Annotated in this window: 21 protein-coding genes and 1 pseudogene; 8 read left to right on the top strand and 14 right to left on the bottom strand. The window is 68.1% G+C overall.

Annotated elements, in window-relative coordinates; genetic code table 11:
- Positions 1-200 precede the first annotated feature (200 nt).
- The 5 genes from IEY61_RS31625 to IEY61_RS29160 form a co-directional block, all read right to left on the bottom strand.
- On the bottom strand, positions 201-545 hold the full coding sequence (locus IEY61_RS31625) for a hypothetical protein (RefSeq protein ID WP_229706538.1): 345 nt from the start codon (positions 543-545) through the stop codon (positions 201-203).
- Entirely contained in the window at positions 527-883 is a 357-nt protein-coding gene (locus IEY61_RS29145) for a hypothetical protein (RefSeq protein WP_189050220.1), read from the bottom strand. Before IEY61_RS29145 ends, IEY61_RS31625 begins: the two co-directional genes overlap by 19 nt.
- A gap of 100 nt (positions 884-983) precedes the next feature.
- Positions 984-3,386, bottom strand: coding sequence for an ATP-binding protein (locus tag IEY61_RS29150; protein ID WP_189050149.1), 2,403 nt, complete (start codon positions 3,384-3,386; stop codon positions 984-986).
- Between the two features lie 3 nt (positions 3,387-3,389).
- The gene (locus tag IEY61_RS29155; protein WP_189050151.1) at positions 3,390-4,001 is read right to left on the bottom strand and encodes a DUF6879 family protein; all 612 of its coding nucleotides are present in this window, start codon (positions 3,999-4,001) and stop codon (positions 3,390-3,392) included.
- Entirely contained in the window at positions 3,994-4,266 is a 273-nt protein-coding gene (locus IEY61_RS29160) for a hypothetical protein (protein WP_189050154.1), read from the bottom strand. The genes IEY61_RS29155 and IEY61_RS29160 overlap by 8 nt, the downstream gene beginning before the upstream one ends.
- Positions 4,267-4,382: 116 nt before the next feature.
- On the opposite strand from IEY61_RS29160, the gene IEY61_RS29165 reads away from it, so the two are divergent.
- Entirely contained in the window at positions 4,383-4,775 is a 393-nt protein-coding gene (locus IEY61_RS29165; RefSeq protein WP_189050156.1) for a hypothetical protein, read from the top strand.
- Between the two features lie 170 nt (positions 4,776-4,945).
- On the opposite strand, the gene IEY61_RS29170 is transcribed toward IEY61_RS29165, so the two are convergent.
- Positions 4,946-5,827 (bottom strand): hypothetical protein, encoded by an 882-nt coding sequence (locus IEY61_RS29170; RefSeq protein WP_189050158.1) that lies wholly within the window; start codon positions 5,825-5,827, stop codon positions 4,946-4,948.
- A gap of 637 nt (positions 5,828-6,464) precedes the next feature.
- Between IEY61_RS29170 and IEY61_RS31630 the strand changes: the two genes are divergently transcribed.
- Together IEY61_RS31630 and IEY61_RS31635 are read left to right on the top strand one after the other, a co-directional pair.
- Positions 6,465-7,112 carry a DEAD/DEAH box helicase family protein gene (locus tag IEY61_RS31630; RefSeq protein WP_229706539.1) on the top strand — a complete coding sequence of 216 codons (648 nt, stop codon included), beginning with the start codon at positions 6,465-6,467 and terminating at the stop codon, positions 7,110-7,112.
- Positions 7,113-7,367: 255 nt separating this feature from the next.
- The gene (locus tag IEY61_RS31635) at positions 7,368-8,210 is read left to right on the top strand and encodes a hypothetical protein (protein WP_229706540.1); all 843 of its coding nucleotides are present in this window, start codon (positions 7,368-7,370) and stop codon (positions 8,208-8,210) included.
- Positions 8,211-8,317: 107 nt separating this feature from the next.
- Here IEY61_RS31635 and IEY61_RS29185 read toward each other — a convergent pair whose 3' ends face one another.
- From IEY61_RS29185 to IEY61_RS29195, 3 genes and pseudogenes are all read right to left on the bottom strand, one after another.
- A complete protein-coding gene (locus IEY61_RS29185; protein WP_189050160.1) occupies positions 8,318-8,797 on the bottom strand; it encodes a hypothetical protein in 480 nt (159 codons plus the stop codon).
- A 222-nt stretch (positions 8,798-9,019) separates the two neighbouring features.
- Positions 9,020-9,634 (bottom strand): MOSC domain-containing protein, encoded by a 615-nt coding sequence (locus tag IEY61_RS29190; protein ID WP_189050162.1) that lies wholly within the window; start codon positions 9,632-9,634, stop codon positions 9,020-9,022.
- A pseudogene (locus tag IEY61_RS29195) lies at positions 9,631-9,795 on the bottom strand (hypothetical protein); the annotation flags it as partial. The gene IEY61_RS29190 and the pseudogene IEY61_RS29195, both read right to left, overlap by 4 nt.
- A 32-nt stretch (positions 9,796-9,827) precedes the next feature.
- On the opposite strand from IEY61_RS29195, the gene IEY61_RS29200 reads away from it, so the two are divergent.
- Positions 9,828-10,127, top strand: coding sequence for a hypothetical protein (locus IEY61_RS29200; RefSeq protein ID WP_189050164.1), 300 nt, complete (start codon positions 9,828-9,830; stop codon positions 10,125-10,127).
- 62 nt (positions 10,128-10,189) lie between these two features.
- On the opposite strand, the gene IEY61_RS29205 is transcribed toward IEY61_RS29200, so the two are convergent.
- The 5 genes from IEY61_RS29205 to IEY61_RS29225 all read right to left on the bottom strand — a co-directional run bounded on the left by IEY61_RS29205 (position 10,190) and on the right by IEY61_RS29225 (position 14,514).
- Positions 10,190-10,438 carry a hypothetical protein gene (locus IEY61_RS29205; RefSeq protein ID WP_189050166.1) on the bottom strand — a complete coding sequence of 83 codons (249 nt, stop codon included), beginning with the start codon at positions 10,436-10,438 and terminating at the stop codon, positions 10,190-10,192.
- 202 nt (positions 10,439-10,640) lie between these two features.
- Entirely contained in the window at positions 10,641-11,543 is a 903-nt protein-coding gene (locus tag IEY61_RS29210; protein ID WP_189050168.1) for an Rv1352/Rv1906c domain-containing protein, read from the bottom strand.
- Between the two features lie 41 nt (positions 11,544-11,584).
- Positions 11,585-12,094 (bottom strand): hypothetical protein, encoded by a 510-nt coding sequence (locus IEY61_RS29215; RefSeq protein ID WP_189050170.1) that lies wholly within the window; start codon positions 12,092-12,094, stop codon positions 11,585-11,587.
- Between the two features lie 24 nt (positions 12,095-12,118).
- Positions 12,119-13,897 carry a DUF6119 family protein gene (locus IEY61_RS29220; protein ID WP_189050172.1) on the bottom strand — a complete coding sequence of 593 codons (1,779 nt, stop codon included), beginning with the start codon at positions 13,895-13,897 and terminating at the stop codon, positions 12,119-12,121.
- Positions 13,898-13,992: 95 nt separating this feature from the next.
- Complete coding sequence (locus tag IEY61_RS29225; protein ID WP_189050174.1) at positions 13,993-14,514, bottom strand: DUF4352 domain-containing protein; 522 nt, start codon at positions 14,512-14,514, stop codon at positions 13,993-13,995.
- 216 nt (positions 14,515-14,730) lie between these two features.
- On the opposite strand from IEY61_RS29225, the gene IEY61_RS29230 reads away from it, so the two are divergent.
- Genes IEY61_RS29230 through IEY61_RS29245 form a run of 4 tightly spaced genes read left to right on the top strand, consistent with a single transcriptional unit; the run spans position 14,731 to position 22,822 of the window.
- Positions 14,731-16,860 (top strand): hypothetical protein, encoded by a 2,130-nt coding sequence (locus tag IEY61_RS29230; RefSeq protein WP_189050176.1) that lies wholly within the window; start codon positions 14,731-14,733, stop codon positions 16,858-16,860.
- Between the two features lie 31 nt (positions 16,861-16,891).
- Positions 16,892-18,511 carry a class I SAM-dependent DNA methyltransferase gene (locus IEY61_RS29235; protein ID WP_189050178.1) on the top strand — a complete coding sequence of 540 codons (1,620 nt, stop codon included), beginning with the start codon at positions 16,892-16,894 and terminating at the stop codon, positions 18,509-18,511.
- Entirely contained in the window at positions 18,498-19,628 is a 1,131-nt protein-coding gene (locus IEY61_RS29240) for a restriction endonuclease subunit S (RefSeq protein WP_189050180.1), read from the top strand. Before IEY61_RS29235 ends, IEY61_RS29240 begins: the two co-directional genes overlap by 14 nt.
- Positions 19,625-22,822, top strand: a complete 3,198-nt coding sequence (locus IEY61_RS29245) for a type I restriction endonuclease subunit R (protein WP_189050182.1) — start codon at positions 19,625-19,627, stop codon at positions 22,820-22,822. Before IEY61_RS29240 ends, IEY61_RS29245 begins: the two co-directional genes overlap by 4 nt.
- Positions 22,823-22,828: the final 6 nt, after the last annotated feature.

Below are 22,828 nucleotides of genomic sequence, written 5' to 3' on the forward strand. Positions count from 1 at the left end.
GCACTACGTCCGCGACGTGACGCTACGTGAAGACGCCCACCAGGCCCGGACCGGCAACGGGCCCGCCGTCTTCGCCACACTCCGTAACACCTCCATCGGCTACCACCGCAGCAATGGCGAACCCAACCTCGCCCGAGCTACCCGACGCGCCAACCGACGATCTACAGAACTCATCGATGCCGTAACCAGGAGTAACCCGACTACGCAATAGCCCTGACCTCCGGCTCGACCCGCACTTCTGTCACCTGCTGGCCGCCCCCGCTCACAAGGTGGAACATACCGTAGTCACGTGCTCGCAGAGCACCAGTTGATCGACCGTTATGGTTCAATCCGATCCCAACATTCGTCCACCTGGCGAGTAACCGTCCAGGACCAGGGAGCCCGGCCAGGTCGTTGGATACCGCGAAGTGCGCCAGCGCCCGATGCCCGAACGACAACAGCGGCTCCGGACGCCCGTTGGTCAGCGGATGCCGGACTTTGCGGTACTGGTTGATCGCCTCATCGAGAGACTGGGTGAAGTCAGTCTTCAACTCGACGGTGGCCACCTGAAGCCCGTTGACGAAGAAGACCAAGTCGATGCGCAGGGGCGCTCGGTCAGCGTCGCGCAGTAACGGACGTGCGCCCAGTGCCGGGCAACCTGCGCCAGCGGAGCCACATCCAGGAACGTGGTGGCCACGCCCAACTCGTGCAGCACCTTGGCTGCGCTGGTTCGGAACGGCTTGCCGAGTGCCACCGGGGTAAGAGACTTGCCGGGCAGGTATGCTCCGCGCCTTCTCCTCCCTTGTTCGACGCATTTGCGCACGTTGGCGACGAGTTGGTCGGAGGACTCGACCGCGAGTGTCGTTTCACGGCCGAGGGAACGTACGAGGGTTTCGATGTGCACGGCGACTCCCGGTGCTTACTCAGCGCCTGGGCGCGGACATCCAGCGTCATTGTTGGGTGTGAAGGTGTCAATCCGGCGAGGAGTCCGTGTGCCTTCGTCGTCAGTTGGCGACGTCCCGAAGGTCTGACTCGATGTGGTGGCGGAGCCTTACCGCCCGTCGGTCGGGAAACCCGGCCAGCCGCTCGATTGCCTCGCCCCACCAGCGGTGTGCCTCCTCACGACGTCCGGCGTCGATCAACGCCGTGGCGAGGTGGTCCAGCGTCAGGGCGAGCTGCCAGTCGTCGCCGAGATCGCGATGGACCGCCGCCGCCCGCAGGTGGAAGGCGATTGCCTGCTCTGGCTGCCCCAGATCCCGGTACGCCTCGCCGGCCCCGTCCAACGCCATCGCCTCCCGGCTGCGGTCACCCAGTTGGCGCTGAATCGTCGCCGCGCGGTGCACTGCTTCCAGCGCCTCGGTGGGCCGGCCCAGGACGCGCAGCACCCGCGCGTGCTCGACCAGCCAGTGCGCCAGCCACACCGGGCTGCCGTGCTCGGCGATGGCGAGGGCCGCTTCGATCGCGGCCCGCGCCTCGTCGGTGTGCCCGCTTTCGCGCAGGGCCATGCTGAGGAAGAACAGGGAGTTTCCCTCCTGCCCGCGGTCGTCGATCTCCCGCTGCACCGTCAGCGCCTGTTCCAGCAGCGTCACCGCGTCGGTGAGGTCGCCCAGCTCGTACCGGGTCTCGGCGAGATTGCTCAGCAGCAGGGCCTGCCATCGCAGGTCGCCGCGCCGGGTGAAGATGTCGAGGCTTTTGCCGAACCGGGTCAGGGCGTCGGCGAGCCGGCGGTGCCGTAACGCCAGCAATCCCAGCGCGTTGATCGACACCGCTGTGCCGTGCTCGTCGCCGATCTCTCGCCGGATCGCCAACGCAGCCCGGTGGTGCTCCTCCGCCTCGGTCAACTGGCGGGTCTGGAAGTGGGCCTTGCCGAGGCTCTCCAGCGCCTCTGCCTCAGCACGCCGGTCCTGCAACGGCCGGGCGGCGGCCAGGCCGGCCCGCGCGGTGGCGAACCACGCGTCGAAGGCGTTGCGGTGCATGAAGACGCTGCGCAGCAGGACCGCCAGGCGCCAGGCGATCGCCGGGAGCCCGGCGTCGGCCGCAGCGCGGGTGGCGGCGACGAGGTTGTCCTGCTCGGCGGTGAACCACGCGTCAGCGGTCGACGCCGTCTCGAAGGCCAGCGGCGTGACGTCGGTCGGCCGGTCCAGCGGCACCGTTCGGTAGAAGGAAAGACTGCGGCCCAGCGCTGCGTCTGCCGTGTGCAGATACCAGGTGAGCACTCGCACCAGCGCCGTCCGGCGGTTCTCGTCGCTCTCCAGGTGCCTGACCTGGTCCATCGCGTACGCGCGCAGCAGGTCATGCAACTGGTAGCGGCCGGGTGCGCTCTGCTCCAGCAGATGCGCGCCCACCAGGGCGTCGAGTGGCTGCCGGATGCCCGACACCGGCAGGCCGGCGAGCGCAGCCACGGCCGGCGCGCTGAACTCCGGGCCGGGATGCAGACCGAGCAGCCGGAACAGCCGGGCGGCCGAGGCGTTCAGGGCGCGGTAGGACCACGCAAAGACGCTGCGTACGGCGTCGGCCTCCTCACCGTCGTCAGTGGTGAGGGCATCCCACAGGGCCGACTCGTCGCGCAGATCCTGAATCAACTCGGCCAGCGGCATGAACGGCCGGCTCGCCGCCCGTTCCGCGGCGATCCGCAGCGCCAACGGCAGCCTCGCGCACAGCCGGGCCAACTCGGCCAACTCGCCCGCTTCGTCGTCGGCGCGGTATCCGGTGGTCACCTCGTGCAGCAACGTCACCGCGTCGTCCTCGGACAGCATTCGCAGTGCGAGGCGTCGGCCGCCGTCGCGGCTGACCAGACCGGAGAGCATGGTGCGGCTGGTGACGATCACCAGGCAGCCGTTCGTACCCGGCAGCAGTGGGCGCACCTGGCGGGCGGTGGCAGCGTTGTCGAGGACCACCAGGATGCGCCGGTCGGCGAGCCGGGAGCGGTACAGCGCCTCGCGGTCCTCAGGATCGGCCGGTATAGCGGACGGAGGTAAGCCGAGCGCCCGCAGGAATCGGTCGAGCACCTGTTCCGGCCGGCTGGGCTGGCCCGGGTCGTAGCCGCGGAGGTTCGCGTAGAGCTGGCCGTCCGGGAAGTGCTGGCGTACGGCGTGCGCCCAGCGCAGCGCCAGCGCCGTCTTGCCCACGCCAGCGGTGCCGCAGATGACGACGAGGGTGGCCCGGACAGCCTCGTCGGTGAGAAGCCGGTCCAGCGAACGCAGTTCATCGACCCGGTTGACGAAGCCGCGCACGTCGCCGGGCAACTGGCGGGGCGGCGGGTGCGTCGGCGAGGAGTCCGCGGAGTGGAAGTGCACCCCGCCGTACACGTCGCGGGCCTGCACAAGATCGGCGGGGCCGGACAACGCTGACCGGTTGACGTGCTCCGGTCGTTCTGGTGGTTGTCTGTCCGCGCCCTGGTCGGTCATGACTCAGTCCGGGCGCGGAGGCTCCAGCGGCGCCACCGCTCGCGCAAAGTACTCGTCCAGCGGCTCACCGTCGATGTAGAGGGACTCGATGAACTCCTGGCAACGCGCCACCACACGCGGATTTCGCCACCGTCGGGCCGCTTCGAGCACCCCGGCGGCGTCGTAGATCGCCTCGTACATCACGTCGGTGCCGAGGGTGTAGATCTCCGGCAGCGGGCCGTCGATCTCCCCGGCGGCGATGCCTTCGGGCCCCACCACTCGAGTCAGGCCGCCGTACTCGTGGCGGAGCCGCAGCACGTGCAGCTCCCATTGCAGGTACGGAGTCAACGGTTCCTGCACCACCCGCACCCGGCGGGTGGCGAACCCGCTGTCGGCGATGCGCCGGTAGTAGTCGTTGAACTCGGGGCGTCGGGCGTCGAGAATCCGCAGCGACTCGTCCCACCGGCCAGCGGCGAACGCCTGCCAGCCCTCGTCAGTGGGCTCCTTGAACGTTTGTTGCCGTTCGAGCTTCCAGAAGCCGGGCGGGACGGTCTTCCAGAATCGCTGGTCGAAGTCGGCCCAGTAGTCGTCGAGGGCCAGCAGCTCGCCGGAATCTCCGTCAAGGAGTTCATGCATCAGGGATGTCCACCTTTGCGGCGAGCATGGTCGATCGAGGGATGATGATAAGTCGCTCGCCGGGGTCGATGGAGACCCCTTCGGGCAGTCGATCTCGGTAGCTGTCGGTGAGGTCCTGCCCGATGACCGCGACGTCACCGTTGCTCAGCTCCCAGATATCGGGACAGCTGCCGTCGCCGGACGTATTGCCCAGCTCGTGTGACGACTTGCCCCAACGGCGGCTGAGCTGGGCGGACGAGTCCGCCTCCCACCGATGCGCGCTCATGCTGACCTCCTTTGGGGAGGGCGTACCGATATGGGCACTTAAAGTAACATTCAAAGCTCCGAATTACATTCGGTCTTGTCTGACTACGAGCATCGTGGCGAACCTGGGAGCGCGGTATGGACGATCCGCTCATGCTCACGGCAGCGACCACACTGGTCGCCTGGGCGACCACCAATCTCGCCGAGGGCGCCCGGTCCGCCGTGACCGGGCTGGCCGAGTTCCTTCGGCACCGGTTCGGACGGGAGATGGCATCACGGGAGACGGTCGAAGTCGCCCTGCGCCGACCCGGCACCGACGCTGTTCATCGACTCGCGGCACTTCTGGAACAGGAGACCCGCCGTGATGCCGCCTTCGGTGCCGAGTTCCGTGCACGCTTCGCAGCGGTCCAGGCCATCGTCGGAGCTGGCCACGGAGACGTCACGAACACCGTGTCCGGTGATGTCAGCGGGTGGATGGTGCAGGCACGCGACATCCACGGCGGTGTGACCTTCGGCGACAGTCACGATTGACGCTACGAGCCCATCGCGGCACCTAGCAAGCGAAGCGGCGCCCAGGTCGTCAGCGGCCTGCGTCGACGCGCCGCCTCGGGCGGGGCGGCCGACTCGGCGTCGGTCACCCCGCCCTCGTTCACCCGGCGTTCCACCGCGACGCCATCACACTCTGCTCCGGGTGTCGGCGGTTACGGGCGTCGCAGTTTCTCCAGCGCGTCCAGAGCGATTCCCCGGGCGGTTCTCGCCTCGGTCGCCGCGATCAGGTTCTGGCCCCCGATGTTGGTGTAGTCCGGATGCGAGGAGGCGCATCGGCAGTTCTGATCGAGGTAGACGTGTTGCTGCCACCAGGCGCCTCCCCCCGAGCTGGCTCCGGCGCCGGGGATCTGGTGGGCACCGGCGGAATAGCATTGATAGCTGGTGAATATGTAGATCGGGTAGCTTGGCCACTGCTCATCGGGGTAGTTGTAGCCGTCTGGTGTGACTGCGCAGTTCACGGGGAATGTCGCCGCTACCCGCTGAAACGCCTGCACGAGTAGGTCGGTCAGGCCGTCTGTGCCGAAACCTGCCCGCGTCCGGGCGATGAGGGCGATCGGTCCGACAACGCCCAACGCTGCACCGAGGTCGTTCCACGCGGCGTAGCTGTTGGCCGGCAGAGAGGTGTAGACGGTGGAGATTCGGGTGACGCATGACGTTGCGTCCTGCGCCCACTGCTGCAGAATCTGGTTGTTGAACCTCTCGATGTCGGCGAACTCGATGACATGATGGATGGTGCAGGCACGCACGTCCGCGGTCGCGATGGAGGTCATGTGGGTGACGATCTCGTTGCGGGACGCCTGGATTTCGCTGATGATCATGTGGGTCGCCTGCTCCAGGGACAAGCCGCTGCTGCCGCCGGAATTGAGGAAGCCCTGCAGGGCTTTCCAGTACCCGTAGGCCTTCTGCACGTACCCGTAGACCGCAGCAATGGTCGCCCAGTCAATGGCAGCACTGGCCGGCTTCGCCGGCACCGCCACCACGCCACCGGCGGCGAGCGCCAGCGCGGTGAGCACACTCAGCAGCTTGCGTCGCATCGTCACTCCGTACGGGTCGGGGAGTTGGTGAGGGTCACGGTGGCGCTCCTTCTGCTCGGCGATCGGCCATGAATAGGTTGCTGGCCAGGATCGGTCGACGCAACACGCTTTAATCATTTGCGCAGATCAATACAGAACGGGCGGGTTGGCCTTGTCGCTGCCTAGGTTGCGGGCGGTGGCGAGGCGACCGGGGGATCCCGGTCAGGTGTCGTCTATCTGACCAAAGCTCCACTGTGGCTGATCGGCCGGTCAACCACAGTGGATATTGACGTAGCATGCCGCGGGTGATGCGCTCATGAGGCCGACCATCGCCGCCGACACCCTGCGCCGGACCCTCACGCAATACCTGACCACCACCTTCGGGCTGACCGAGGAAGGCGTACGCCAGGGTTTGGAGGGTTTCTCTCCCACCCGGAGCAGGGCATCTTTCGCGGGCCGTACCTGCGGATCCGCACCCCGTTTCGCCCGGCGGAGGGGGACTGGCGGGCCTGCCTGGACTGGGCCCCGGCCGATTTCACCCCCTACCGGCACCAGGCGAAGGCGTTCGCCCGCCTGTCGAGCAAGGGGAAGGCCGCCGAGCCGACCCTGATCACCACCGGCACCGGCTCCGGCAAGACCGAGTATCACCAACTACAAGATGCTGGACCTGCTGCTCCAGCGCGCCGACGACCTGCCGCTCTGGGAGGACGCCGAGCCGGCGTACGTGGTGCTCGACGAGTTCCACAGCTACGACGGCGCGCAGGGCACCGACGTGGCCATGCTGCTGCGCCGGCTGGCCGCCGCGCTCGGCCTGGCCGAGCCGGACCGCCCGCTGGGCCCGATCTGCCCGGTGGCCACCTCCGCCACCCTCGGCGAGGGCGACGGCCGGGACGGCCCGACCGCCATCCGGGAAGTCGCCGAGCAGGTCTTCGGCATCGCGTTCGACGCGGACTCGCTGGTGGGGGAGGAGCGCTACGAGCCCGGCGAGTTCATGACCGGTCAGGATTTCAGCCTGCCGCTGCCCAGCCCCGAGCAACTCGCCGCCGTCGACGGCCGGGATCCGGCGGAGATGATGGCCGAGGTCGCCGAGTTGGTGCTCGGCGAGGACTGCCTGGGCAAGCCGAAGCAACTCGGCGAACTGCTGCGCAAGCATCCGCTGACCAAGGCGGTGCTCGACTCGCTCGGCCCGGCGCCGCGCACCCTCGACGAGGTCATCGACGTTCTGCCGCGCAAGAACGCCACCGGCTGGGGCCGCGCGATGAAGAGCCGACCCGAGATCACCGCTCTCGGCTGGCCTGGGAGCTGACCATTGGCAAGCCCGGCTATGCCTCGTGTGGAGCCTGTCGAGCTGAACCGTTGGTGCTATCACGCCGATGGGGCCTCACTTCCACGACGAGCCGCCGATCGTTTGATTCGTTTGTGCTGTCAGGTCGACAGGAGCAGCGCGCCTTCGGTGGCAGCGGTCGGAACGCGTGGATCAGGATTCACCCCAACTGCCCGAACGACGAGTGCGGTAGTGATCATCAGGCCGCTAACGTGCGCAGTACGGGAGGTGATCGGTATGGCCCGGTGGGACGCCTGGTTCGAGGACGGGCAGCTCGTCGTCCGGCGTGGACGGTGGCTGCCGTGGCTGAAGGCGGACGTCCGGCGGATACCGGCGGCCAGGGTCGTACACATCGAGTCGCTCACCGTCGCTGACCATGCGAAGCGGCGCGCGCAGATCACCGTGCAGGATCCGTCGGCACCGCACCTGACCGAGGTCATCCCGGGCCGGTTCACGCCTGAGCAGTGGGAGCTCGCCGGCTGGTTCGTGCGGGGACGGCAAGGGGCATCAGCTGAGCCGCCGCAACAAGGAGACGCCTCGCCCCGCCCGCCCGCCGACGTACCGGCACAGTCGCGGCGACGGTCGCAACCGCCGGCCGCTCTGCGAGCCCACCGGGCGGCCAAGCCGGCGGCGGCACCCGCCGCTGACGGTCCGACCCAGAAAACCCTGCCGCAGCCAGCGGCTTCCGCGTCAACAACCCCCGTGATGCGGGCCGGCGATGGCAAGCGGTCGGTGTGGCTGTGGCTCCAGAACGGAAAGATTCACGCCTCCCTCGTTCCGGTGGGCAACACTATGCCGCGCAAGCTGAGCCCGGCCGACGTCGCCCAGCTCCTGCTCGCTGACCCGGCCAGAGCGATGCCGGCGATCCGTGCGTTGACCGGCATCGCCGACCGCGAGCAGGCGTTGACCCGCCTGCGGAGCTGGCGGTCGGCGGACCGGGTCGTGGTCAACCTGAGTGCCTCCGACCTGGCAGGCCGGCGGGTCACCGAGGCCCTGCAAAAGCCGGGCCGAAGCAACCCGGACGGCACCGTGAGGACCGTGTCCGGCGGCCTTCCGAGCCTGAACAAGCGCCGCCGGTGAACCCGAGACACGGAAACACTGTGCGCGCGTGATGGTGCGCCGCCGTCGAGCTTGTCGTTGGCGTACCTATTCTCGAAGTCGATTGGGGCCCGACCACGGCCCCGAACTCATCGGCGGCCGTCGAGCACGTTGATGAGTTCGTCGTCGCGGCTGAGCTCGTAGCCGCGCTCGCGCAGCGCCGCCACCAGCTCGCGCTCGTGGTCGGTCGGGATCTCGAGATAGTCACCGTTGTGTGCGGTGCAGTGGCGCTTGCCGAACCGGTTCTGGAGGTCCTTGGGGAGTAGCCCGAACGCGCGCTCGGTGACCATCCGGGGCCAGTTGCCCTCGATGACCGTGTCCAGCTCGTTGATGTCGAAGGGCTTGTCGTCGGCGCAGTCGTCCTCCGGCTCGTAGTAGTCCGGGCCGGCGGGGTTCCACAGGTGGGTCATCTGGACATGGCGGGCTTCTCCCCAGGTGCGGGCGGCGGCCAGCGCCCTGATCTCCGCAGCCTCCCCGGCGGCGTTGTTGGCGTCGGCGAACGCGAGGCAGTCGTGCAGCTGCGCGTGGCCGTAGACCAGGCGCCGGATGGTCGGGTGGTGCGTCGTCATGGCGGACATCCTGCCGCAGGGGGTACGACTTCCAAGATCGGCGTACGGGTGAGCGGGCCCTGCCTCCTTCCACTGCTTCCTTTGCTCTGCTTCAACCCACGCAACGGGTTCGGCGGCAAACCGTTGCGTGGGTTGAAGCAGAGCAAAGGGGACCGCAACACAGGTGAGGACCGGGCTGGCAGCGCTGCCGTTGAAGACAGCATCACCGAAGGAGAAGGCCCGTCACGTCGTGAGGGCCTCGTTGGCTGGCGGGCCGGGGACGGCGGGAAGCTGCCGGATGGTGTTGCCTGTCCCGATTGTCGCGCCGATGAGCACTCGGGCGTTGAGGCCGCGCAGCCGTAGTCGCTGGCCTTCCTCCGTCCAGACGATCTTGTGGGCGTCGCGTCCGAAGCGGGCGGCGAACTTGGCGCAGCCGTTGTGTGGCTGGTCGGTCACTTCGATGACGGCCCGGTCGCCGATCGCCAGGCGTGAACCGGCTGGCAGGGCGTCGATGCTCAGGTCCAGATCGACGTAGAGCTGATCCCCGGCAAGCGCCCAGGCGTCACGGTCGGGGCCGGCGATCAGTTCGACGAAGCGGGCGTTGATGACGTTCAGCTGCATGTCGGGGTGCGGGGACCGGTCGGCCGTACGTGAGCTGGGTCGTTGACTCCAGGTGTCGCCGACCAGCCCGACGTCAGGGTCCAGTTCGGCCAGGGACAGCACCTCGCGGGCGTCGACGGCCGGCCGGCGTACGGCCAACGCCAGGGTGCCGACACCCCGTGGGGACCGCCGTACGAGGTGCAGTCCTTCCATGATCTCGTCCATCGAGCGATGACGTACGTTGATGGAGCTCTTCATTGTCCGACTGTGCGCCACGCACGTCCGCGGCGTCCAACCAGTTCCGAAACACGAGATCGGAGGTACCCACCGGCAGCGTTGCGGGCAGACCGGCGCGAAATGCCGACCGTGTGCGGCGTCAGAGTAACCTCGACGCACTGGGCATTCTCGTTCAGGCTGCGGCTGCTCTTGCGTCACGTCGGGAGGAGTGCGGATGGTGAAGGGTGAGCAGGCGGGCGACGGAGGTTGGCCTGACGCGCTGGGGAACTGGAGCGAGCAGCAGGCCGCCGACTTTGAGTTGGCCAGGGCGGTGATCGGTACGGTGATCGCGGCCTACAGCAGTCGCCTGGGTCGGGCCGGGGAAGCAACCGAGCTTGCCGGGCTGCTGGCGGCGCAGCAGCGGTATGTGCGAGAGCGACGCTTACTGACTCTGGATGATCGGGAACAGATCGAGCGGATTCTGCGCGACTACCCTGCCCTGGCGCGAGAGGTCTCGGGCCGAGATGACCGGTAAGTGACCGCCTCGGGCTCGTCACCGTCGATGCCGCGCGGCCAAGGGCCGGGGCTGTGTCGCGCTCACTGGCGTCCGGCGGCGCGTAGGTGCAGGACCAGGATCTCGACGGGGATGCCCAGCACCCCGGCCAGCAGCGTCAACGGTTCGGGATGGCCGTCGGCGTTCAGTTCCTCGTAGATTTCCAGCAGTCCGCGCAGTCGGGCGTCGGTGTCCTCCGGCCCCGTCGGCAGGTCGGCCAGCCTGGTCTGCACGTACCGGCGGGTCATGCTCTGGTCCGCGACGGCGTCCTCGTCGCCCGGGTGGGGACGCATGAAGCCTCCTGAGTTCGAGCGGTGGGGGTGGGAAGATCGGCCGCGCGGGGCGGATGACTGCTGGCCTGACGCTGTCGAGCTGAGAGCGCAAACGGATCAGACTGGGCGCGCTGGAAGCTGGTCTCTGCGCTGTCGAGTTGCGCCGTCGAGTTGCGCCGTCGAGTTGCGCCGTCGCGTCGCGCCGCTGGTGCGATCAGCGGCGTCAGCTCACCGGCCGCCAATCGCCGCACCGCTGGGAGCTGAAGGCGTAGTCGGAGGAACGGATGGTGACCTGCACCCGCCGAGCGCTGTTGGTGAAGTAGTTGTCGATGATGTTGCCGGAGCGATTCTGCCGCTCCCAGTAGCAGCCGTCCACGTCGTGGGTGACGTACGTGCCGGGCTTGATCTCCTTGCCGACCCGGAAGGTGCCCGGTCCGAAGAGCCGGCCCTGGGCCTCCAGTTCGACATCGCGATGGCCGCGCTTGGCCGCCTCGCGCCACTTCTTCGCGTACGGATGCTTGGGGCAGAGGGTCAAGGCCCCGTTGATCTCCGAGATCTGGCCCTTGCTGGCCGAGAACCCGGGCTCGGCGTAGACGTCGTCCGGGTCGACCTCGGCGCAGATCCGGTAGAGAGTGGAGATGTCCTCGTCGTCGTACTTCGAGGTCTTGTAGGCGGCCTTCTCGGCGGCGCCGACCGGGTAGAGCGTCTCGTCCACCTCACAGGACACCGGCTCGGCGGCCCAGACATCGGTGAAGTCCGGCAGGCCGCCCTTCCCCGCAGCGATGGTGAACGTCTCGCTGCTGTCGAACTCGTCGTCCAGGTAACAGCTGATCGTGAACGGCTCCTGTTGGGGAATGTTCTTCGGGTTGTCGGGGTACGGATCGGTGCTGTCCGGCAGCCCGTCGCCGTCACGGTCGGCGGGTGGGGTCGGGGACGGGGTCGGGGACGGGCTCGCCGAGACTGACGGACTGACCGAGTTCATCGGCTCGGCCTCGGCCTCGGCCTCGGCGACGGCCCGGCCGTCGTCGCAGCCGGTCAGCACGATGGCCGCCAGCGCGGCGGTGACCAGCGACGGACCGAACCACCGACGGGTGGGCAGGCCGGAGGGAAACTCATCGGGACGCACAAGGGCCTCCTGGGATCGGGGAGGGGGAATTGAGGTGCTGATCAGTCCGCGAGCGTGAAAACCATCTGGACGCCGCTGTCGGGGTGGTAGCTCCAGGAGACCCGGATGCCGTCCCACTCCCCGGACCGCCGGCCGTCCAGCGCCCTGGTCGCCTCGACCTCGGCGCGTACGGAGTCCGGCATCTCCAGCATGGTCCAGTAGCACTCAAGCTGCGCATACGCGAGGCCGGAGCTTTTCTTGCCGTGGCTGTTGAGCGTGAGGGTCCGGCCTCCATCACCTACCCGCGCATATTCGGTCCCACTGGGGCCGCACCTCGCGTGGGCGGCCTCGATCGCCGTGCGGGTGGGCTGCTCCGCGCCCGGCTCGTCGTGTCCGGCACCGGAGAGAAGGAGGCTGATCCCGATGGCGGCGATGAGGACGGCTACCCCGGCAGCGGCGATCAGGTACGTGTGTCGTCGTGTGGTCGGCATGGAGTCCGGAACAGGCCCGGCGTCGATGTTCGGGACCACCTCCGGCTGGTCGGGCGGCATGAGCTGGGAAGGCTCGGTCATGGGGGACTCCTCTGTGAACAGGAACTAGGAAGGGCGGTCCGAGCAGGTGGGCGGAATGCCGATGACGCTGACCTCCACGCCCTCGTTGCGCAGCGTCTTCATCGCCTGATAGAGCGCCACCTGAGCGAAGGTGAAGAGCGAGTTGCCGGTGACCGTCCGGCCGGTACCGAGTGCGATGGCGTAGACGACTTTGGTGGGCCGGAAGTCCTGGCCGAGGTCACGCCCGTTGGGCTGCCGCCGCACCGCGTCGAGGAACTTGGCGCGCGCGTCCTGCTGGTAGCGCAGCGCCTCGTAGGAGACGATGCCCTGGGCGAAGAGGTGGCTGAGCGGGGAGCTGCTCTTTGCGCGCTTGACGTGAATCAGTTCGCCGCCCGGCCCGAGCAGGTCACACGCCTCGATCCCGTGACGATGTTGTGTCGTTCGCAGCAGCTTCTTGTCCAGCAGCACGAGGCTGGGGTCACGGCGGGCGGCCGCCCGGTTGTAGGCGTCCTCGTCTGCAAGGTCCGCCGTCCAGGGCGGCAGCGTGATGGCGGACGGCCGGGCCAGGATCTCGTCGATCTCCTGGCGCAGGAAGTCGCGGTGCCGGTCGCCGATCTCGTACCACTCGCCCTCATGAAGCAGCAGGTGGCTGGTGCCGACGGCCACCTCCGCCGTGAGCCAGCGGAAAGCCCGGGTCGACGCCATCTCCTCTGTACCGCGAGCGTCGGCGAAGAGCGTGACGGTCCCGTTGCGCAGTCCGCTCCACCGATCGTCATCCAGCGCCCCGTTGGTGTGGGCGAGGATGGCGGGCAGGTCCAGCTCCGCAGCCAGGGTCGGGCGCAGGCCGGACTTGGGGACCTGAATCCGGTACGACCGGACACGTTCGATGTCGCTGACGAGATCGCCGGGCACCGCCACGCCGAGCGCAGGCGGATCGGCAAGTCCCAACCGCTCATCGAGGGCTCTGGTCAGATCCGGCATACGCGGGTCGGACGTCAGGACCGGGCGGATCTGCGTGATGAACTCCAGATCGGCCAGGGGCGACTCCTCCTGGCAGACCCGCTCGATTTCCCGCAGATCCGCGAGGAGCCCCTCGGGCTCGACGCAGAGATGGATGTGCAGGGCTTCGCCGCCGTCGACCCGGGCCGGCTTGCCACTGCGCCGGCAGACCGTCAGCCGGGAGTTGTCGGTACAGCCGCACACCTGCCCGACGATTTCACCCCACTTGTCGATGCCGTACTTCCAGATGGGCTGGCCAGTGGGGACGATGCTGCGGTCGACCCGCCCGGCGGCGCCGACGACCCGGCGGCGGACCTGCCGGATGTCGCTCGGCATGAGCGCGCGGACGGCGAACGACACGCCGAACGTCCGGTCGAACACCTCCTGGTCGACCATGTGACGGCCCAGGGTCCCGTAGGTCAGGGCGTACGCGCGCCCGTCGACGGCCAACAGCAGAGCCCCGCCGCCGCTGCTGTGACCGAGGTCGACATCCTCGCCGGTGAGCCCGGCCAGGATGTCGCACCATTCCGCGCGTAGGCGGGGGACCGTGCCGTGCACCAGCAGCGCCGGCGAGCCGGCAACCTGTCGCGGCACCGGCTCGAAGCCCCGGTCGGCCAGATAGCGGACGTTGAGTGCCTTCCGCAGACCCTCCGGGTCCGCAGCGACCCGAAGGCGGTAGAGGGTGGTGGGGTAGGTGCCGGGCGGGCCCGGCGGGAGCGGACTGTCGAAGAGGGTGAGCTGTGCCGGGTCAGGCCGGCGGCGGTCCTTGCGGCCCGGCGGGCGGGTGGTGAAGGTGGGCGGGATCCGCTTGGTCGCACTGCGCATCTCGATCTCCTCGCGTAGAGATTTGTGCTGGCGGTCGGGCAGCGGTGCTGGGAATCGAGGGCGGGCTTCGCGGGACCCGCCCTCGACACGCGGGGTCAGCTCAGGGCGACTTCGACGCCGCCGGAGAACGGCGAGTCGTGCAGCTCGAGCTTGGTGAGCTTGACCTTCTTCGGGATGTCGAAGACGAGGACGCCGGTCACCTGGTTGCCGGGGTTGATCTCGTTGAACAGGGTCTGCTGGTCCTTGTTGGCGTAGATCGCGGCCGCCGAGTCGGTGGAGTACTCGGTGCCGTCGGCGGCGTACGCCTTCTGGCTGCTGTCGATCAGCGTCTGCGGCTCCTTGCCGATGTTCTTGACGTTGACCGTGATCAGGCAGAACTGGCCCTGGGCCTTGGCGCCGAGCAGGTCGCTGCCGACCTTGCTGACGCCACACTTGGCCGACTTGACCGTGAACTCGAACTTCCCGTCCCGGGCCGCCTGGCCGATCTTCGCGGTCTTGGCGGGCTTGTCCTCGGCGGCGTCGCCGCCGGAACTGCCGGCCTCGTCGGTGGCGCCGGCGCCGCAGCCGAGCGCGACGAGAGCGGTGGCGAACAGGGCGAACGTGGTGATCTTGCGCATGGGGAAGCTCCATTTTTCTGAGGGGGATGGCGCGGCTTCCGATCGGAAGCGGTTCGTTGATGCCGCTGAATCACAGCAGCGGTCATCGACCAAGCGCCAGCTGATGAGCATCCGAACGTTGGTAACCAGGGTTACCAAAAGGACGACTGTCGGGGACGCGGCAACCGGTCTACTGTCGACCCATCGCCCAACACCGAGCGGGACGAGGAGGTGCCCATGGCCGTTGCAGATCTCATCTCGCTGCCCGAGATCGCCGATCTGTCCGGGGTGCGACGTCCCGTGGTCACCACCTGGCGTCGCCGCTACCCGACCTTCCCCGCCCCGGCTGAAGACGACCGTGGGCGGCCACTCTTCAAGGCGCGTGAGGTCGTCGACTGGCTGGTCGACACGGGCCGCGCCGAGCGCCGGTCCATCGAGCCCGACCTTCGGCTTCACCTGCTCTCCGGCGTGGCGCTGCGGGCCGCCTCGTCGACGGGCGTCGGCCGGCGCCGTGCTCTTACCTCTCAGCAGTTGGTGCCCGCCATCACCGCCCTGATCTGCCTGCACCATCTCGACGACGAGCCACTGCGTCCCGACGGCTACACCGACCGGCAGGTGATGGAGGCGCTTCGCGAGCGAGCCACCGAGGCGGACTGGGACGACGAGCTGCTGCGATCGGAGATTGAGGCGCTGCCCGCCGAGGCGGCCTGGTTGACCGAGGTGGTCGACGAGCTGATCGAGGCCGCGTGGGGCACCGCGCAGGCATACGAGCGGGTGCTCGCCGCCCGCAACCGGTTCGCCGTGCCGCAGCTCTACGAGGCGGCGATCCTCCCGCAGTTGGCCCGCCTCATGGTCGGGCTCTCCGGCGTACGCGAGCACGCCGACCTGCACGGGTTCGTCCAGGTGGCCGACCCGCGTGCCGGCGCTGGCGACCTGCTCATGGCGGCCCGCCAGGTGCTACGCGAGCACAACCCGGTCATGTTCGCCGCCGAGGCCGACCCGCTGCTGGCCCGCCTGGCCCGCCGCCGGCTCGTCGTGCACGGCGTCTCCCGAGGCAGCTGGCAGCTCGACATCGCCACAGCCCGACCGGCAGCCGCATCCCCAGCCGATGTGCTGTTCATCCAGCTGCCCTACCAACCGGCCGAGGCGCGCACCGACCTCAACCCGTTCCCCGAGCTGGCCGAGGTGACCAAAGCGCTCACGCCGGGGCAGACCGCGGTGGTGTTCGGCCCCGCCGAGCTGCTCGTCGGCGCGCTGCCGCCCTACCGGCCGGCGGCCCGTTCCCGGAACGAGCTGTTGACCACGGGCCGAGTCGAGGCGGTCGTGCAGCTTCCCGGTGGCATGGTGCCCTTCCGGCCGGGCTACCAGACCGCCCTGTGGGTGCTTCGGAACGAGGAGGCACCCGAGTGGCAGGGGCGGGTGCTGCTGGCGGACGTCTCCGACCGGCCGCTCACCGACCGGGTGGCCGACGAACTGATCCTCGACGTCGCGACCTGGCGCCGGGAAGGACACCGCCCGGAGCAGCACCTGCGGGCGTACGCCAGCCAGGTGCGGATCGCGGACCTGACCGTGCCCCGACGCCCACTGACCGCCCGTCGGCCGGCCACCCTGCGTGAGATGGTCAGCGACGGCCGGAGGACCGTCGCCGAGCTGACCGAGCTGGAGGTGGACCTCAACCGGCTGGCCGGACCCCGCCCGCAGCTCCGCACCTGCCTGGCCGCGCAGGACGGCGTCCAGCGGGCACCCACCCGCTCCATCGGCGCGTTCGTCCGGGACGGTCACCTCGTTCTGCTCAACGGCAGTCGGATCGCCGGCGGCGACGTCAGCGGCGACGGCCACTACCCGGTGATCGGGCCGCCGGAGCTGGGCGGGGCCACCCAGGTCGGCTCCCGACGGATCGACCGTGCCGTCTTCGCCCAGCGCTATCCGCGCGCCCGACTCACCGAGCCCGGCGACGTGCTGGTGACGATGACGCCCTGGCTGCGGGCGCACCACGATGCCGAAGGCACCTCAGTTGTCGACTATCCGACACGCATCCTGCGCGTCCTGCCGGACGGGCGGGAGCGGTTCACGCCGCGCGTGCTGGAGGCCCTGCTCAACGCCGTACCCACGCAGCGGCCAGCCGGCGCGGTGCGCGCCGCGACCCGGCTGGCCGACCTGCAACTTCCCCTACTTCCACCCGCCGACGTGGCGCGGCTCGACGCGCTGCTCGCAGCGACGGAGGAGCGTCGTAACCTTGCCCGCCGTGAGCTTGCCCTGCTCGACGAGATCGGTCGCCGGGCGGTGGCCGGGCTCACCGAAGGCACCCTGACCATCACGCACGGCCCGCCGCTGGTTGGACCACCCGAGCGTGACCAGCAAGACTGACCGCACCGCAGGAACGGATACGAGGAGCACCATGCCCCCCAGGAAGAGGGCGGCCGGGCAGAACGCACTGCCCGGCATGCCGACCATGGCCGACCTACGCGACACCCTCTGGAAGGCCGCCGACAAGCTCCGCGGCTCGATGGACGCCGCGCAGTACAAGGACTTCGTCCTGGGCCTGGTCTTCCTCAAGTACGTCTCCGACTCGTTCGAGGAGCGCCGCGACCAGATCAAGCAGGAGGTGCTCGACCAGGGCATCCCCGAGGCCCGGCTGGACGCCTTCCTCGACGACATCGACGAGTACGCCGGCCACGGTGTCTTCTGGGTGCCGGAGGAGGCCCGCTGGACCCACCTTGCGGAGCGGGCCAAGGGCGGCGAGATCGGGCTGCTGCTCGACAACGCCATGGACGTCATCATGAAGTCCAACCCGGCGTTGCAGGGCGTGCTGCCGAAGATCTTCAACCGGGACAACGTCGACCAGCGCCGGCTGGGCGAGTTGGTCGACCTGATCAGCGACGCCCGGTTCACCGGCCACGGCGACCGGCCCGCCCGCGACGTGCTCGGCGAGGTGTACGAGTACTTCCTGGAGAAGTTCGCCCGAGCCGAGGGCAAGCGGGGCGGTGAGTTCTACACCCCGCGCAGCGTGGTCAAGCTGCTGGTCGAGATGCTGGAGCCGTACTCCGGGCGGGTCTACGACCCGTGCTGCGGGTCGGGCGGCATGTTCGTCCAGGCCGAAAAGTTCGTGCTCAACCACCGGGGCCGGCGCGACGACATCGCCGTCTACGGCCAGGAGTCCAACGAACGCACCTGGCGGCTGGCGAAGATGAACCTCGCCATCCACGGCATCACCGGCAACCTCGGCCCGCGCTGGGAGGACACCTTCCACGGCGACAAACACCCCGACCTGCGGGCCGACTTCGTCCTGGCCAACCCGCCGTTCAACATGTCGGACTGGGCGCGCAGCGTCGAAGACCCGCGCTGGCGCTACGGCGTTCCGCCGGCCAGCAACGCCAACTTCGCCTGGCTGCAACACATCCTCGCGAAGCTCGCCGAGCGGGGCACGGCGGGCGTGGTGCTCGCCAACGGCTCGATGTCATCGAAGCAGTCGGGCGAGGGCGAGATCCGGGCGGCGATGGTCGAGGCCGACCTGGTCTCCTGCATGGTGGCGCTGCCGCCACAGCTCTTCCGCACCACCCAGATCCCGGCCTGCCTGTGGTTCTTCGCCAAGGACAAGGGACCGCAGGGGGCGAAGCGGCTAGCCGACCGGCGCGGCGAGGTGCTCTTCATCAACGCCAGCAAGATGGGCACGATGGTCGACCGCACCGAGCGCACCCTGACCGACGAGGACATCGCCAAGATCGCCGGGGCGTACCACGCCTGGCGCGGCACCGCGTCGGCCCGAGCTGAGGACCGGAAGTATGAGGACGAGCCCGGCTTCTGCTACTCGGCCACGCTGGACAAGATCCGCAAGCACGACTACGTGCTCACCCCGGGTCGCTACGTCGGGACGGGCGAGGTCGAAAGCTTGGACGACGAACCGATCGATGGCAAGATCGCCCGCCTGACGAGGGAGTTGTTCGCCCACTTCGACGAGTCAAGCCGCCTTGAGCAGGCAGTACGCGAAGGATTGGAAAGAACCGATGTCCTTCGCTAAGTTGATCCCGTTTGCCGACCTGTTGTCCGCAGTCGTAGACAACCGCGGTCGGACATGCCCTACGGCAGGTAGCGGCTTCCCGCTAATTGCCACGAATTGCGTCACGAACGACACGCTCTACCCAAAGCTTGAGAAGCTTCGATACGTCTCCGAGGAGACGTATGCCACATGGTTTCGAGGGCACCCGAAACCAGGTGACATCATCTTTGTTTGTAAGGGCTCGCCGGGTAGAGTAAATATAGCCCCTGATCCTGTTGGTTTTTGCATCGCCCAAGACATGGTGGCTGTGCGCGCAAACGCTGAACTCGTATACCCATTGTACCTATTTGCTGCGCTTCGCTCGGAAGTGGTTCAGGACCAAATCGCCAATCTGCATGTCGGGACGCTCATTCCGCATTTCAAGAAGGGTGACTTCGGAAAGCTCATGATCCCGGTTCCGGAGCCAGCCGTTCAACGAGCGATTGGAGACCTGTACTTCCTTCTATCGCAAAAGATCACGGTAAACGAACGGATCAGCGCCACGGCTGCCGAGCTGGCCGAGGCGGAATATAAGAGGATTGCTTCCTCGACTAAGGAAGTATCAGCGCTTGGCGACTTGATGGACTTGAAATACGGGAGGTCGCTCCCTGCTGCCCAGCGTCGCCCCGGAAGTGTTCCGGTGTATGGAAGCGGTGGCATCGGTGGACGCCATGATGAAGCGCTGATCGAAGGCCCCGGAATCGTGATAGGCCGCAAGGGTACGGTTGGTGCGGTCTACTGGGAGCAGGGTGACTTTTTCCCGATCGACACCACCTTCTATGTGGAGATGCGACGCTCGGGCGTCCCTTTGGAGTTCGCCTTTTTTGCTCTCAAGAATCTTGGCCTTTCGTCCATGAACTCGGATTCTGCTGTTCCAGGTCTTAATCGGGCCACTGCGTTGGCACTCACGGTTCCTGTGCCGCCGGTCGAGCAAGCCACGCAGTTCGAGCAAAGAATCAAGCCGTTATTCGCGCTGAAGCAATCTCTGCTCCTGCAATCACAAAGTGTCGCAGAATTGCGCGATGCATTGTTGCCGGGATTGATGTCGGGGACCATCCGCGTGCGGGACGCCGAAAAAGCCGTGGAGGATGCGACATGACTAAGTGGTCCAACTGCCTTCGCGACATGACAGAGGCGCAGTGGGAGGCCCTCGCGCTCGATGCGTTGGTAGAGTTGGGATGGGAGTTTGTCCCGGGATCGTCGATCGCGCCTGGGACCGGGAAACGCGAGTCGTGGGCCGAGCTGATTCTGACCAGTCGATTGCGCGACGCCGTCGCGCGGCTCAATGCGCAGCTTCCACCCCCGCAGGTCGACGAGGCGGTTGCCCAGGTGCTGAGCCCCCGATCGCGTGACGCCCTGGCCGAGAACCGGCGGCTGCACGAGCTAATGGTCAAGGGCGTCCGGTTGACCTACACGGACCAGCACGGAGCCGAGCACAACCCGACCGTCCGGCTGGTCGACTTCCGGGACGAGGCGGCCAACGACTACCTGGTCGCTAACCAGGTGATGGTGACTGAGGGCGACCACAAGCGACGGTTCGACGTCGTCTGCTACCTCAACGGGCTGCCGGTCGGGCTGGTCGAGTTGAAGAGGGCCGGCGACGCGTACGCCGATCTGCGGGGTGCCCACCGCCAGGTCGGCACCTACGTCGAGGAGCTGCCGCTGGCCTTCCGGGCCAACGTTGTCTGCGTCGTCTCGGACGGGATCACCGCGCGCTACGGCACCGCCTTCACCCCGTTCGAGCACTTCGCGCCGTGGAATGTCGACGACGTGGGCGAGCCGGTGCCGCAGCCGCCGAAGAGCGACGAGGACCTGGCGCTGAACCTGGCGCTCTACGGCCTGTTCACCCCGCGCCGATTCCTGGAGCTGCTGCACGGCTACGTCGCCTTCGCCGAGATTGGGGGAGGGCCGGTCAAGCGGATCGCCAAGCCGCATCAGTACTTCGCGGTGGAGAAGGCCGTCCGCAAGACCATCGAGGCGACCCGCAGCGACGGCAAGGCCGGCGTCGTCTGGCACACGCAGGGCTCCGGCAAGTCGATGGAGATGGAGTTCTACGCCCACCAGATCGCCACCCACCCGAGCATGGGTAACCCGACCATCGTGGTGATCACCGATCGGACCGACCTGGACGAGCAGCTCCTGGAGTCGTTCGCTGCCAGTGAGCTGCTGCCGGAGCGGCCGGAGCCGGCGGTCACCCGGGAGAGCCTGCGCAACGAGCTGACCAACCGGCGTACCGGCGGCATCATCTTCACGACGTTGCAGAAGTTCGGGCGTACCCGCGACGAGCGGGACGCGGGCCGCAACCATCCGCTGCTGTCGGACCGGCGCAACATCATCGTGATCGTCGACGAGGCGCACCGCAGCCACTACGACAGCCTCGACGGCTACGCACGGCACCTGCGCGACGCACTGCCGCACGCCACGCTGATCGCCTTCACCGGCACGCCCATCTCCGAAGCGGACCGCGACACCCGGGCGGTGTTCGGCGACTACATCGACATCTACGACCTGACCCGGGCCGTCGAGGACGGCGCGACGGTCCGCGTCTACCACGAAAGCCGGCTCATCCCCGTCGACCTGCCGGCCGACATCGACCCGGAAACGATCGACGAGCGGGCGGACACGTTGACCGCCGGGCTGGACGACGCCGAGAAGGCCCGCATCCAACGCACGGTCGCGGTGATGAACGCCGTCTACGGCGCCCCTGACCGGGTCAAGGCCCTAGCCGCCGATCTGGTCGAGCACTGGCAGGCCCGATCCGAGCAGATGCGAAAATACATCGGCGGGCCGGGCAAAGGCATGATCGTGTGTGCGACGCGCGACATCTGCGCCCGCCTCTACGACGAGATGATCGCGCGGCTCCCCGAGGGCTGGCACTCCGACGCCGACGAACTCGGCAAGATCAAGGTCGTTTACACCGGCGGCCCGGACGACGAGCCGCACATCCGCAAACACGTCCGGCGGCCCTCGCAGACCAAGGCCATCCGTAAGCGGGCGAAGGACCCCGATGACGAGCTGGAACTCATCATCGTCCAGTCCATGCTGCTCACCGGCTTCGACTCCCCGCCGCTGCACACGCTCTACCTCGACAAGCCGATGCGCGGCGCGGCGCTGATGCAGGCGCTCGCCCGGGTCAACCGCACCTTCCGCGGCAAGCAGGACGGCCTGCTGGTCGGCTACGCCCCGATTACCCAGAGCCTGCACGAGGCACTGGCCGAATACACCAAGAGCGACCAGGACAACAAGCCGGTCGGCCGGGACACCGACGAGGCCGTCGCCCGCATCCGGGACCTGCACAACGTCCTGTGTGGCACGATCCTGGCCGGGTACGACTGGCGCGGCGTGCTGACCTCCGGCGTCAAGAACGCCTTCACCAACGCTGTCCTCGGCACCATCGATCACCTGCGCGATCCGAGCCTCCCGGAGAACCAGCCCGAGCCGGGCGAACCGACCCTCGCCGAACGCTTCCGGCAGGCCGCCGCCAGCCTCGACCGGCTCTACGCGCTCTGCGCCAGCAGCGGCGACATCAACGACCTTCGCGACGACATCGCGTTCTTCCAAGCCGTGCGGGTCTGGATGGCCAAGTACGACGTGGAGAACCGCCGCTCCCGAGGGCTGCCCATTCCCGCCGAGGTGGCACTCTACCTGCGAGAACTAACCGCCGGCGTCATCGAGGCGGGCGGAATCACCGACATCTACGCCGCCGCCGGCATCGACCGGCCCGACCTGTCCCACCTGGACGAGGCGTACCTGGAGAAGCTCCGCGCCTCCAAGACACCGAACCTGGCCATCGAGGCGCTGCGACGGGCCATCGAGCAGACCATGCGGAAGGTCACCCGGCACAACATCGTGCGGCAGGAGGCGTTCTCCGCCCGGCTGATCGAGCTGATGCGCCGCTACACCAACCAGAACCTGACCTCCGCCGAGATCATCGCCGAGCTGGTGGCCATGGCGAAGGAAGTCAGCGCGGAGGCCGACCGAGGTAAGCACTTCAGCCCGGCGCTCACCGACGACGAGCTGGCCTTTTACGACGCGGTCGCCACGAACGAGTCGGCCGTGGCCGAGATGGGGGAGGGGCAACTCGCCGCCATCGCCCGTGACCTGGTCGCGTCCGTCCGCCGGTCCATCACCGTCGACTGGACCTCCCGCGACGACGTACGCGCCAAGCTCCGCTCCACCATCAAACGCCTGCTCGCCGTCCACGGCTACCCGCCCGACGCCGCCGAGGACGCCATCCGGCGGGTGCTGCAGCAGACCGAGACCTTCGCCGAGGAGTGGTCACCCGACGCATAAAGGGAG

This window comes from Micromonospora sonchi (genome assembly GCF_014646235.1).
Taxonomy (GTDB): Bacteria; Actinomycetota; Actinomycetes; order Mycobacteriales; family Micromonosporaceae; genus Micromonospora; species Micromonospora sonchi.